This window comes from Streptomyces buecherae, from assembly GCF_014295035.1.
GTDB lineage: Bacteria > Actinomycetota > Actinomycetes > Streptomycetales > Streptomycetaceae > Streptomyces > Streptomyces youssoufiensis.
Map to the genome: position 1 here is coordinate 3137240 of NZ_CP060404.1, position 13026 is coordinate 3150265.

Sequence of the window (13026 nt, forward strand, 5' to 3'; positions counted from 1 at the left end):
CCCCACACCTGCCAGCACCGAAACCCCGCCCCCGAGGAGCGCCCCATGGACCTGGTCATCCGCGACGTCCGCGTCATCGACGGCACCGGGGGTGCCTCCTACCGGGCCGACGTCGCCGTCGACGCCGGTCGCGTCGCCGCGATCCACCGCGCGGAGGACGGCGGACCCCGGCCCAGCGGGCGGGCCACCCTCGAGGCGCACGGCCTGGCCCTGGCCCCCGGCTTCATCGACATGCACGCCCACAGCGACCTGGCCCTGCTGCGCGACCCCGGGCACGAGGCCAAGGTCGCGCAGGGCGTCACCCTGGAGGTCATCGGGCAGGACGGCCTCTCCTACGCGCCCGTGGACGACCGCACGCTGGCCCAGGTGCGCACCCAGATCGCCGGCTGGAACGGCGGCGGGCCCGGCACCCACGACGTGGACTTCTCCTGGCGGAGCGTCGGCGAGTACCTGGACCGGCTCGACGCCGGCTTCGATGGGCAGGGCATCGCGGTCAACGCGGCCTACCTGATCCCGCAGGGCACCGTGCGCATGCTCGCGGTCGGCTGGGACGACCGGCCGGCCACCCCCGCCGAGCTGACCCGCATGCGCGAACTGGTCGCCACCGGACTGACGGAGGGCGCCGTCGGCATGTCCTCCGGGCTCACCTACACGCCGGGCATGTACGCGTCGGACGCCGAGCTGACCGAGCTGTGCCGGGTGGTCGCCGCGTACGACGGCTACTACTGCCCGCACCACCGCTCGTACGGGGCGGGCGCGCTCCAGGCGTACGAGGAGATGGTCGCCCTCACCCGGGAGGCGGGCTGCGCGCTGCACCTGGCGCACGCCACCATGAACTTCGGCGTCAACGAGGGCCGCGCCCCCGAGCTGCTGGCCCTGCTGGACGGGGCGCTGGCCGGCGGCGCCGACATCAGCCTGGACACCTACCCGTACACCCCCGGCGCGACCACGCTGGTCGCGATGTTGCCGAGCTGGGCCAGCGAGGGCGGGCCCGCGGCGATCACGGAACGGCTGCGGGACGCGGCGGCCACCGCGCGCATCCGGCACGTGATGGAGGTCGAGGGCGCCGACGGCTGCCACGGGGTGCCGATCGACTGGGACACCATCGAGATCTCCGGCGTCACCCACCCGGAGCTGGCCGGCTACGTCGGCAAGACCGTCGCGGCCAGTGCCGCCGAGCGCGGCGAGGAGCCCTTCACCACGGCCCACCGGCTGCTGCTCGCCGACGACCTGGGCACCACGATCCTCCAGCACGTCGGCCACGAGGAGAACGTCCGGACGATCATGCGGCACCCGGTGCACACCGGCGGCAGCGACGGCATCCTCCAGGGCGACAAGCCGCACCCGAGGGCGTACGGGACGTTCCCGCACTACCTCGGGAGGTACGCGCGCGACCTCGGCGTGCTCCCGTTGGAGGAGTGCGTGGCGCATCTCACCTCGCGCCCCGCGGCCCGGCTCCGGCTGCCGGATCGGGGCTTGGTACGGACCGGATACCGCGCCGACCTGGTGCTCTTCGATCCGGAGACGGTGGCCGCGGGATCGACATTCGAAGCCCCGCGCACCCTTCCGACCGGCATTCCGCATGTGCTCATCGACGGTCGCTTCGTCATCCAAGACGGACGCCGCACCGACGTCCTCGCGGGCCGCTCCGTGCGCCGCTCCCCCACCGCCTGACCCGCCCTCGCCGCCGCCCGTTCCCCCGCCCACGCGTGGCGAGAAACACCGAGCGGGTCCCGAAATGCGCCCGTATGGTGGCCCGCATGCAGGTGATCCAGTCAACCAAGCTCGCAAACGTCTGCTACGAGATTCGTGGCCCGGTCCTTGAGGAGGCCATGCGGCTTGAGGCGGCGGGGCACCAGATCCTCAAGCTCAACACGGGGAACCCGGCGCTCTTCGGCTTCGAGTGCCCGCCGGAGATCCTGGAGGACATGCTGCGCTCCCTCCACAGCTCGCACGGGTACGGCGACGCCAAGGGCCTGCCGGCCGCCCGGCGCGCGATCGTGCAGCACTACGAGACCCGGGGCGTCGAGCTGGAGATCGAGGACGTCTACCTCGGCAACGGCGTCTCCGAACTCATCCAGATGGCCATGCAGGCGCTGCTCGACGACGGGGACGAGGTACTGGTCCCGGCGCCCGACTACCCGCTGTGGACGGCGGCCGTCTCGCTGTCGGGCGGCACCGCCGTGCACTACCGGTGCGACGAGCAGGCGGACTGGATGCCCGACCTGGCCGACATCGAGCGCCGGATCACCGACCGCACCAAGGCGCTGGTCGTGATCAACCCGAACAACCCCACCGGCGCCGTCTACGACGACGAGATGCTGCGCGGCCTGACCGACATCGCCCGCCGACACCAGTTGCTGATCTGCTCCGACGAGATCTACAGCCAGATCGTCTACGACGAGGCGACCCACACGCCGACCGCCGCCATCGCCCCCGACCTGCTCACCCTCACCTTCAACGGGCTCTCCAAGAACTACCGGGTCGCCGGCTACCGCAGCGGCTGGATGACCGTCTCGGGCCCCAAGTCCCACGCCACCAGCTACATCGAGGGCCTGACCATCCTGGCCAACATGCGGCTGTGCGCCAACATGCCCGCCCAGCACGCGGTGGCCGCCGCCCTCGGCGGCCGGCAGACGGTGAACGACCTGGTCCGCCCGGGCGGCCGACTGCTGGAGCAGCGCGACGTGGCGTACGAGATGCTCACCCAGATCCCCGGCGTGAGCTGCGTCAAGCCCAAGGGCGCGCTGTACGCCTTCCCCCGGCTCGACCCCAAGGTCTACAAGATCAAGGACGACCGGCAGATGGTGCTCGACCTGCTGCGGGCCGAGCAGATCATGATCGTGCACGGCACGGGCTTCAACTGGCCCGAGCCCGACCACTTCCGCCTGGTCACGCTGCCGTGCGCGAAGGACCTGGCGGACGCGGTGGCCCGTATCGGCGACTTCCTCACCGGGTACGCCCAGCCCTGACCCACCGCCGCCCGGAGCCGGACGCGCGCCCGCGCGCGCCGCGCCCGGCCCCGCGCGGCCACCCGCTCCGACGCCGCGCTCCCGGTATCCGCGTCCGCACCGCCAACCCGCGTTCCACACGGAACAGTTGGCGTACTGCGATACCCCCTTCACCCCCCATTCACCGGACGCCGCCCGGAATGTGGGTTTCCGGAGCGATGCTGCACCCCTGACACACGCACCGCCACCACGGCGGTGCCACGGGGGGAGTGAGGCGTGTGAAACGCATCCTCGGCATCGTGTTGGCGTTCGCCCTCATCGGCGGCGTCATCACGGCGGTCGTCCTGGGCCGGGACGACTCCGAGGCGAGCGGCACGACGACGGTACGCGGCGTCATCGGGTCGGAGAAGGCCGATTTCCTCAACGATCCCGAGGTGCTCGACGCCCTCGCCGACCGGGGCTTCGCCGTGGAGACCGAGTCCTCGGGGTCCTGGGACATGAAGGACATGGACCTCAAGGGGGCGGACTTCGCCTTCCCCGGCAGCGCCGCGCCCGCCGACGCGCTGGGCCGCGCGCACCGCGTGCAGGGCTCGCCGCTGCGCCCCTTCTACTCGCCGCTGGTCGTCCTCGCCCGCCGCCCCGCCGCCAAGACGCTCGCCGCGAACGGTTACGTCAAGCTCACCGGCCCCGCCGGCCGCGAGGGCAGCGGCACGCTGCGGATGGACCCGTTCCTGAAGGCCGCCGGCAAGGACACCACCTGGCAGGAGCTCAAGGGCAGTGGCGAGTACGCCGAGTTGAAGGGCACCCTGAGCATCACCAGCACCGACCCGCTGGCCTCCAACTCCGGCGCCCTCTACCTCGCCACCGCCGCCTATGTGGCCAACGGCAACCGGCTGGTCAGCGACGCCGAGGGGGTCGCGGCCGTCACCCCGCTCACCCGCAAGCTCACCGCCGTGCAGGGCCGCCAGAACGTCAACAGCGAAGACCTGTTCCGCGACTTCACCGTCGGCGTCGGCACCCCGCTGGTACTCGCCTACGAGTCGCAGATCGCCGCCCTCCTCATCCGCGGCGACACCGTGCCCGACCTCGTGGTGCTCTACCCGGACACCACCGTCTTCAGCGACCACACGCTGGTGCCGCTGACCGAGCAGGGCCGGAAGTTCGGCGAACTCCTCCAGCGCGACCCGACATTGCGTGGGCTCGCCGTGCGGCACGGGTTCCGGCCCGTGGGCGGCTCCGCCGAGTTCGCCGCCGCCACCGCCAAGCACGGCACCTACCTGCGCCAGAAGCTGACCGGAACGGTCCAGCAGGCCCCGGTCCCCACGGCCGAGGTGATGCGTGAGATCACCAGCCGTTCCCGTGCCCAGAAGTGAGGGACGCCCCACCATGCAGCCACTGTCACCGCCCGATCCGCGCCTGGAATCGCCGCTGGTCCTCACCCCGCCCGAGCCGGTGGCGGCCGTGCCGAAGGAGTCCGCGATCGGCCTGGTGCCGCTCGGCGACCAGGTCGCCTCCGAGATGGCGGCCAGGGCGGCCGAGTACGTCGACTCGATCGCCGAACTCGACGCCCGCTCCCCCGAGTTCGCCGGCCGCGTCAGCGAGATCACCGAACTCGGCGCGGGCGAGATACGCGGCGCCGCCCAGCAGTCCAACCGGATGCTGGAGCGCACCGTGCGCGCCCTGTCCGACGCCAAGGGCGGCCCCGACGGGCAGGGCGGCGACGCGCAGGGTCGGGTCTCCTCCAGCCTGCTCGAACTGCGCCGCACCGTCGAGGACCTGGACCCGCGCGAGAGGCCGGGCCGCGGCGCGCGCAAGCTCCTCGCCAAACTGCCCGGCGGCAACAGGCTGCGCGACCACGTCGCCAGGTACGCCTCCGCCCAGGGCACCCTCAACAAGATCGTCGGCGCCCTGCGGTCGGGCCAGGACGAGCTGCGCCGCGACAACGCCTCGCTGCACACCGAGCGGGTCAGGCTCTGGGAGACGATGGGCAAGCTCCAGGAGTACACGGTGCTCACCGACGCGCTGGACCAGGCCGTCACCCAGCGGGTCGCCGAGGCGGAGGCCACCGACCCGGCCCGGGCCGAGGCGCTGCGGGCCGACGTGCTCTTCCCCGTCCGCCAGAAGCACCAGGACCTGCTGACCCAACTGGCCGTGTGCGCGCAGGGCTACCTGGCGATGGACGTCGTACGGCGCAACAACGACGAGCTGATCAAGGGCGTGGAGCGGGCCGCGACCACCACCGTCTCCGCGCTGCGGATCGCCGTCATGCTCTCGGCCGCGCTGGAGAACCAGCGCAGGGTGGTCGAGCAGGTCAACGCCTTGCGCGGGACGACCGAGGAGCTGATCCGGGCGAACGCGGAGATGCTCGCCACGCAGAGCGGCGAGATCCAGCGGATCGCGGCCGACCCGGCGGTGGGCGCCGATACGCTGCGCGCCGCGTTCCACCAGATCTACCAGACGCTGGACACGATCGACACGTACAAGGCCCGCGCCACCGACGCGATGGCCGCCACCGTCGCCTCGCTGACCGACGAGCTCCAGACGGCCAGCGCGCACATCGAACGCGCCCGTAGCAAGCCCGAGCTGGGTGGAGACCGCTGATGAGACGCACCACCCGACGCCTGGCCGCCCACCGCTCGGCCATCCACCGCCTGGCCGCCCGCCTGTTGGCCGTCCGCCCCTTCGGGCCCGGCGCCCGGGGCCGGGCCGCCCTGCCGGCCACCGAGCCCGCGGCGGCCACCCCGCGCACCGGCCCCCGCCGCCGGACTCCCCGGTCGCTGTCCACCACCGCCGCCGTGCTCGCGCTGGCCCTGACCGCCGGCTGCTCCAGCTCGGACGGCGGGAGCGACGACGACGACAACGGCAAGCGGCGCGCGCCCGGCACCCTGCGGGTGCTGGCCAGCAGCGAGCTGTCCGACCTGTCGTCCGTGCTCAAGGACGCCGAACGGGCCACCGGCGTGAAGATCGAACCGACCTGGACCGGCACCCTGGACGGCGCGCAGACGGTCGCCTCGGGTCGGGCCGACGGCACGTACGACGCGGTGTGGCTGGCCTCCAACGACTACCTGCGGCTGCTCACCGGCGAGCAGAAGAAGATCAGGACCGAGACGCCGATCGTCTCCTCGCCGGTGGCCCTCGGCGTGCGCGAGGGCGCCGTCAAGCGGCTGGGCTGGGAGCCGGGCCGGGTCACCTGGTCCGACGTGCACAAGGCCGTCACCGACGGCAAGCTCACCTACGGCATGACCGACCCGGTCCGCTCCAACTCCGGCTACTCCGCGCTGATCGCCCTCACCTCGGCGCTCTCCGGGGCGCAGTCCGCCCTCACCGACGCCGACGTCAGGGCGGCCTCGCCCAAGCTGCGCGAGTTCTTCGCCGGCCAGAAGCTGACCTCCGGCTCGTCGGGCTGGCTGGCCGAGGCGTTCGCCCGCAGGGCCGGCCAGCGGCCACCGGTGGACGCGCTGATCAACTACGAGTCGGTGCTGCTCTCGCTCCAACGCGGCAAGCTGCTCGGCCACGACGGCGAGCGGGGCGCGGACTCCGACACCGCCACGACCGAGCCCGTGGCCGGCATCGGCGACCTGACCGTGATCCGCCCCACCGACGGCGTGGTCACCGCGGACTACCCGCTGAGCCTGCTCACGTCGGCCGACCAGGGTGCTCGCGACTCCTACGCGTCCCTCACCCGGTACCTGCGCTCCCCGGAGGCCCAACGGGCCCTGACCCGGGAGACGTTCCGCCGCCCGGTCAACTCCTCCGTGCCCCCCACCGACGGCATCGCCCGTGAGCCGCGCCGCGAGCTGCCCTTCCCCGGCAGCCGCGACGTCGCGGACCGGCTGCTCGACTCGTACGAGAACGAACTGCGCCGCCCCTCGCGGACCGTGTACGTCCTGGACACCTCGGGCTCCATGGACGAGGAGCGGCTCGGCCGGCTCAAGGCGGCGCTGCGGAAACTGACCGGCTCCGACGACTCGGCCACCGGCAAGCGGTTCCGGGACCGCGAGGAGGTGACGCTGATGCCCTTCTCCGACCAGGTCAAGGAGGTCAACACGCACACCGTCCCGGAGCGGGAGCCGGCCCGGGCGCTCGACCTGATCCGCGCGGACGTGGACGGGCTCGTCGCCGGCGGCGACACGGCGATCTACAGCAGCCTCCAGGAGGCGTACCGGCACCTGGGCGAGCGCGCGTCGAAGGCCGGCGACGACCGGTTCACCTCGATCGTGCTGATGACGGACGGGGAGAACACGACGGGGGCCAAGGCGGGCGACTTCGACGCCTTCTACCGGGGGCTCTCCGGTGACCAGCGCTCCGTCCCCGTCTTCCCGATCCTCTTCGGCGACTCGGACCGCACCGAGCTGGAGCACATCGCGGACCTGACCGGAGGCCAGCTCTTCGACGCGGTGGAGGGCTCGTTGGACGGCGCGTTCGAGGAGATCCGTGGCTACCAGTGACCGCGCCGACCGGCGCCCGTCCGCCCTGCGCTACCTGGAGTCCCGCAAGAACCTGACGGGCTGCGCGCTGGGCCTGGCGGGGCTCGGTCTCTACGCGGTGGGCGCGGCCGGCGCGTACTGGCCGGTGGTCGTCGCGGGCCTGTACGGGGCCGGGGCCCTGCTCGCCCCGCCCGAGCGGCCCGCGTCGCCGGACTTCCCCGCGCCGGGCGAGCAGGTGGAGGCGCTGCGCGCGGACCTGGGGACGCTGAAGGAGTACCTGTCCGGCGTGCGCTCCCGGGACCGGCTGCCCGACGAGGCGGAGCGGCTGCTGGACGACCTGACCGCGTTGCTGTCCGCGCTGCTCGACCCGGAGCGGGGCGCGGGCGAGGCGCTGGCGGCCGACAGCGAGACGCTGCACCGGCTGACCCGCGTCATCCGCCAGGACACCCCGGAGAGCGTGGACGCCTACCTGCGCACCCGCTGGTGGTCCCGGCTCACCCCGGGCGGCCAGGGCCCGGACGAGGAACTCGGGCGCCAGCTCGGGCTGTTGGTGGAGGAGGCGTCGAAGGTGGCGGCCGAACTCCGGGACGCGGAGGCGTGGCACCAGCGGGCCCTGACCCGGTACTACGAGGACCGGGCGGCCCCGAACGAGCCGGGCGCGGCGGGGTTGGCCGGGCTGGCTGGGTCGGCCGGGTCGGCGGGGTCGACTGAGACGGCCGGGCTGGCTGGGTCGGCCGGGTCGGCGTCCCCGGAGACGCGGAAGGCCCCCGACGGCGCGGGGGCGGGGCCGGCGCCGGAGGAGCGGACGCCGTAGCGAGGTCGCCGGTGGCGGGCTCCTCGTGGCGGGGCCGGGCGGCCGGCACGGCGCGCCGGCCCGGTGGGGCCTCGTCCGGGGACGCCCTCTCGCGAGAGGGCGTCCCCTCACCTCAGCCGAGCCGTTCGACCAGCGCCCGGTACTCGTCCCAGATCTCCTTGGGGGTGTGGTCCCCGAAGGTGTTCAGGTGCTCGGGCACCAGGGCCGCCTCCTCACGCCAGACCTCCGGGTCCACGGTGAGCAGGAACTCCAGGTCCGCGTCGGAGAGGTCGAGCCCGTCCGTGTCCAGCGCCTCCTTGGTCGGCAGCACGCCGATCGGCGTCCGCACGCCGTCGGCCTTGCCGTCGAGGCGCTCCACGATCCACTTGAGCACGCGGCTGTTCTCGCCGAAGCCGGGCCAGACGAACTTGCCCTCCTCGTTCTTGCGGAACCAGTTCACGTAGTAGATCTTCGGCAGCTTGTCCTGGTCGGCGCTCTGTCCGACCCTGACCCAGTGGCCCATGTAGTCGCCCATGTTGTAGCCGCAGAAGGGCAGCATGGCGAACGGGTCCCGGCGCAGCTCGCCGACCTTGCCCTCGGCCGCCGCGGTCTTCTCGGAGGCGACGTTGGCGCCGAGGAAGACGCCGTGCTGCCAGGAGAGGGACTCGGTGACCAGCGGCACCGCGCTGGCGCGCCGGCCGCCGAAGAGGATGGCCGAGATCGGCACGCCCTTCGGGTCCTCCCACTCCGGCGCGATGATCGGGCACTGCCCGGCCGGCACGGTGAACCGGGCGTTGGGGTGCGCGGCCGGCGTCCCGGACTCCGGGGTCCAGTCGTTGCCCTTCCAGTCGGTCAGGTGCGCGGGCGGCTCCTCGGTCATGCCCTCCCACCACACGTCGCCGTCGTCGGTGAGCGCGACGTTGGTGAAGACCGCGTTGCCCCACAGGGTCTTCATCGCGTTGGCGTTGGTGTGCTCGCCGGTGCCGGGGGCCACGCCGAAGAACCCGGCCTCCGGGTTGATCGCGTACAGCCGGCCGTCCTCGCCGAAGCGCATCCAGGCGATGTCGTCGCCGATGGTCTCCACCGTCCACCCGGGGATGGTGGGCTCCAGCATCGCGAGGTTGGTCTTGCCGCAGGCGGAGGGGAACGCCGCGGCCACGTACTTGGCCTCCCCCTGCGGCGGCGTCAGCTTGAGGATGAGCATGTGCTCGGCGAGCCAGCCCTCGTCGCGGGCCATCACGGAGGCGATGCGCAGCGCGTAGCACTTCTTGCCGAGCAGCGCGTTGCCGCCGTAGCCGGAGCCGTACGACCAGATCTCGCGCGACTCGGGGAAGTGCGAGATGTACTTGGTCGTGTTGCACGGCCACGGCACGTCGGCCTGGCCCGGCTCCAGCGGGGCGCCGAGGGTGTGCACGGCCTTGACGAAGAAGCCGTCGTCGCCCAGCTCGTCCAGGACCGGCTGACCCATCCGCGTCATGGTGCGCATCGAGACGGCGACGTACGCGGAGTCGGTGATCTCCACGCCGATGGCGGAGAGCGGCGAGCCGAGCGGGCCCATGCAGAACGGCACCACGTACATGGTGCGTCCGCGCATCGAGCCCCGGAAGACGCCCTGTTCCCCGGCGAAGATCTCGCGCATCTCGTCGGGGTGCTTCCAGTGGTTGGTCGGCCCCGCGTCTTCTTCCTTCGCCGAGCAGATGAAGGTGCGGTCCTCGACCCGGGCCACGTCGCTGGGGTCGGAGGCCGCGTAGTACGAGTGCGGGCGCTTGATCGGGTCGAGCCGCTTGAACGTGCCCTTCGCCACGAGTTCCTCGGCCAGCCGCTCGTACTCGGCCTGCGAGCCGTCGCACCAGACGATCGCGGCGGGTTCGGTCAGGGCGGCGATCTCGTGCACCCAGGAGACCAGCTCCTGGTGGTTCGTGGGGGTGTTGTTCTGAGCCACGGGGCTGAGAGCCCCGGAGGATTCAGCGCTGCGCGCCACGATCGCTCCGTTCCGCCGGAGCCCGACTGCTCCGGCGTCAGATTGAGGGTTTTGGGCGGACACAGGTGCACACATCCGCTACGGATGCACACATCCGTATATCCAGTGATGGAGACAGCTACCCCTTGGGGGCTGCGACCCGGATGCTCAGCTCATCCGGTGCCGACCGCGCTCATTTGATCATCCGACCCGTTGGGCGTTCTGTCCAGGGGGCGCCCCCGTGAGGATGACCACTCGACACCGGGCCGTAACTTACGGTGGCGTAGGTAGCATGGCGAGCATGACTGCCGCTCCACCCGAGGCCCTGGACACCGCCGGCGAACGGGAGACGACGGTGCCCCCGCCCCTCAAACCACGGCTACGCGGCTGGCTGCACGCCGGCATGTTCCCCGCGGTCCTGATCTCCGGCATCGTGCTGACCGCCCTGGCCGACAGCGGCCGGGGCCGACTGGCCTGCGCGGTCTACACGCTCACGGCCTGCCTCCTGTTCGGCGTGAGCGCGCTCTACCACCGAGGCACCTGGAGCCCGCGCACCGAGGGCGTGCTGCGCCGCCTCGACCACGCCAACATCTTCCTGATCATCGCCGGCACCTACACGCCGCTGACCCTGCTGCTCATCGACGGCGGCCGACAGCAGGCGCTGCTGTGGGGCGTGTGGGTGGCGGCACTGGCCGGCATCGCGTTCCGGGTCTTCTGGGTCGGCGCCCCGCGCTGGCTCTACACCCCCTGCTACATCGCCATGGGCTGGGCCGCCGTCTTCTTCCTGCCCGACTTCCTGCGCACCGGCGGCATCGCGGTCCTGGTCTGCGTCATCGTCGGCGGCCTCCTCTACAGCGCCGGCGGCGTGATCTACGGCATCAAGCGCCCCAACCCCTCGCCCCGCTGGTTCGGCTTCCACGAGGTCTTCCACTCGCTGACGCTGGCCGCCTTCGTCGTGCACTACGTCGGCATCTCGCTCGTCGCCTACCAGCACGGCTGACCACCACCCCACCCACACCACGGCCGCGCCCCACCCCCGGGGCGCGGCCGTCGCGCTGTCCGCACCACGTCGCCGCGACGGCACCGCACGCCCCTCAACTCACGATGCAACATCCGATGCAGATTGACGGTAAGCAGAATTTGAGAGTTACTGTCATTTGACGTTAACTACTGGAGGTTGCCGTGACGGACCAACCCGACCCCCGTCGCTGGTGGGCCCTGGGCGCGCTGGTCACCTGCATGCTCGTGCTCGGCTTCGACATGACCATCCTCAACGTGGCGCTGCCGACCATGGCGTCCCAACTCGGCGCCGACACCGGTGAGCAGCAGTGGATCGCCGACTCGTACCTCGTCGTGTTCGCCGCGACGATGCTCCCGGCCGGGCTGCTCGGCGACCGGTTCGGGCGCCGCTCGATGCTCATCACGGGCCTCGGGATCTTCCTCGTCGGCTCCCTGGTCGGCACCGTCGTCTCCACCCCGGGCTGGGTGATCGTCGCCCGTACGGTGATGGGGCTCGGCGCGGCGCTGGTCATGCCGCTCGCGCTCTCGGTGGTGCCCTCGCTGTTCGGCCCCGGCGAGCGCACCAAGGCCATCGGCGCCATCTCCGCCGCCTCCGCGCTCGGCATGCCGCTCGGCCCGATCATCGGCGGCTGGCTGCTCGACCACTTCTGGTGGGGCTCGGTCTTCTTCGTCAACGTGCCGCTGGCCGCGATCGGCATCCTCTGCTGCGCCCTGCTCATCCCCGAGACCCGCGACCCGGCCGCGCCCACCGTGGACATCGGCAGCACCCTGCTGGCCACCCTCGGACTCGGCCTGCTCGTGTTCGGCATCATCGAGGGCCCCGACCACGGCTGGGGCGCGCCGCTGACCCTGCTGGCGCTGTTCACCGCCGTCGCGCTGATCACCGGGCTGGTGCTGCGGGAGCGGCGGCGGGCGCGCCCGATGCTCGACATCGGGCTCCTCGGCCAGCGGGGCTTCCTGTGGAACTCGGTCGCCGCGACGCTGGTGACCCTGGTCCTGTCGGGGTTGCTGTTCATCCTGCCCCCGTACCTCCAGGCGGTCCTGGGCCACGACGCGTTCGGCACCGGGGTGCGCCTGCTGCCGATGATGGGCGGCCTCCTCGTCGCGGCCCGCGCCAGCGCCCCCCTCATCGAACGGTTCGGCCCGCGCGTGGTCGTCCCGGCCGGCCTGACCACGCTGGCGGGCGCGGCCTTCCTCGGGGCCACCACCGACGCCGGCGACGGGTACGGGCACACCGCGCTGTGGTTGACCGTCGTCGGCTTCGGGTTCGGCTTCGCGATCGTGCCCGCCATGGACGCCGCGCTCGGCGCCCTCCCGCGCGAGCGCGCGGGCAGCGGCTCCGGGCTGCTCATGACGCTGCGGCAGTTCGGTGGCGCGATCGGCGTGGCGCTGCTCGGCAGCCTGCTCGCCAGCGGGTACGGCGACCGGCTGCGCACCGACGGCCTGCCGCCTGACGCCGCCGACACCGCCGACGACTCGATCGTCGCCGCCCACCTGGTCGCCGACGCGCTCGGCGACCCGGGGCTCGCGGAGTCCGCCAACTCCGCGTACGTGCACGGCATGGCCCTGGTCCTGCTGGTCTGCGGCGCCACGGCCCTGCTCGCCGCCGCGCTCACCGCCTGCTTCCTCCCCGACTCGCGCCCGGCCCGCCCGGCCGCCGACAAGGCCCAGGGTCCGGGTGGTCCGGGCGGCCCCGGTGGCCCGGCTGGCCCAGGTGGCGCGGCTGGTTCGGGCGGTCCGGGCGATCCCGCTGGCCCGAGCGGTGCGACGCCCGGCGGCGATGCCGCGGCACCCGGTGGCGCGCCGGGCCCGGCGGCGCCCGCGACACCGCCGTCGCACGTGGCCGGGGCGCCCGGCGATGGCCGACAATAGGGA

9 protein-coding genes are annotated in these 13026 nt (G+C 72.6%); 8 read left to right on the top strand and 1 reads right to left on the bottom strand.

All coding sequences use genetic code 11. The features are described 5' to 3' along the window. The first annotated feature begins 45 nt into the window (after positions 1 to 45). The 6 genes from H7H31_RS11685 (at position 46) to H7H31_RS11710 (ending at position 8192) form a co-directional block, all read left to right on the top strand. Positions 46 to 1674 carry an N-acyl-D-amino-acid deacylase family protein gene (locus H7H31_RS11685; protein ID WP_187062110.1) on the top strand — a complete coding sequence of 543 codons (1629 nt, stop codon included), beginning with the start codon at positions 46 to 48 and terminating at the stop codon, positions 1672 to 1674. Between the two features lie 86 nt (positions 1675 to 1760). Further along, positions 1761 to 2972, top strand: a complete 1212-nt coding sequence (locus H7H31_RS11690) for a pyridoxal phosphate-dependent aminotransferase (protein ID WP_176163747.1) — start codon at positions 1761 to 1763, stop codon at positions 2970 to 2972. Between the two features lie 257 nt (positions 2973 to 3229). After that, positions 3230 to 4324 (top strand): hypothetical protein, encoded by a 1095-nt coding sequence (locus H7H31_RS11695; RefSeq protein ID WP_187062111.1) that lies wholly within the window; start codon positions 3230 to 3232, stop codon positions 4322 to 4324. A gap of 13 nt (positions 4325 to 4337) precedes the next feature. Next, positions 4338 to 5552 (top strand): toxic anion resistance protein, encoded by a 1215-nt coding sequence (locus tag H7H31_RS11700; RefSeq protein ID WP_187062112.1) that lies wholly within the window; start codon positions 4338 to 4340, stop codon positions 5550 to 5552. After that, entirely contained in the window at positions 5552 to 7399 is a 1848-nt protein-coding gene (locus tag H7H31_RS11705) for a substrate-binding and vWA domain-containing protein (RefSeq protein ID WP_187062113.1), read from the top strand. Before H7H31_RS11700 ends, H7H31_RS11705 begins: the two co-directional genes overlap by 1 nt. Further along, the gene (locus H7H31_RS11710; protein WP_308284262.1) at positions 7386 to 8192 is read left to right on the top strand and encodes a hypothetical protein; all 807 of its coding nucleotides are present in this window, start codon (positions 7386 to 7388) and stop codon (positions 8190 to 8192) included. The genes H7H31_RS11705 and H7H31_RS11710 overlap by 14 nt, the downstream gene beginning before the upstream one ends. 112 nt (positions 8193 to 8304) lie before the next feature. Here H7H31_RS11710 and H7H31_RS11715 read toward each other — a convergent pair whose 3' ends face one another. After that, positions 8305 to 10113 (bottom strand): phosphoenolpyruvate carboxykinase (GTP), encoded by a 1809-nt coding sequence (locus H7H31_RS11715; protein WP_187062114.1) that lies wholly within the window; start codon positions 10111 to 10113, stop codon positions 8305 to 8307. 319 nt (positions 10114 to 10432) lie between these two features. Between H7H31_RS11715 and trhA the strand changes: the two genes are divergently transcribed. Continuing rightward, the gene (gene trhA / locus H7H31_RS11720) at positions 10433 to 11131 is read left to right on the top strand and encodes a PAQR family membrane homeostasis protein TrhA (RefSeq protein ID WP_187062115.1); all 699 of its coding nucleotides are present in this window, start codon (positions 10433 to 10435) and stop codon (positions 11129 to 11131) included. Between the two features lie 182 nt (positions 11132 to 11313). Next, complete coding sequence (locus H7H31_RS11725) at positions 11314 to 13023, top strand: MFS transporter (RefSeq protein WP_269475447.1); 1710 nt, start codon at positions 11314 to 11316, stop codon at positions 13021 to 13023. Positions 13024 to 13026: the final 3 nt, after the last annotated feature.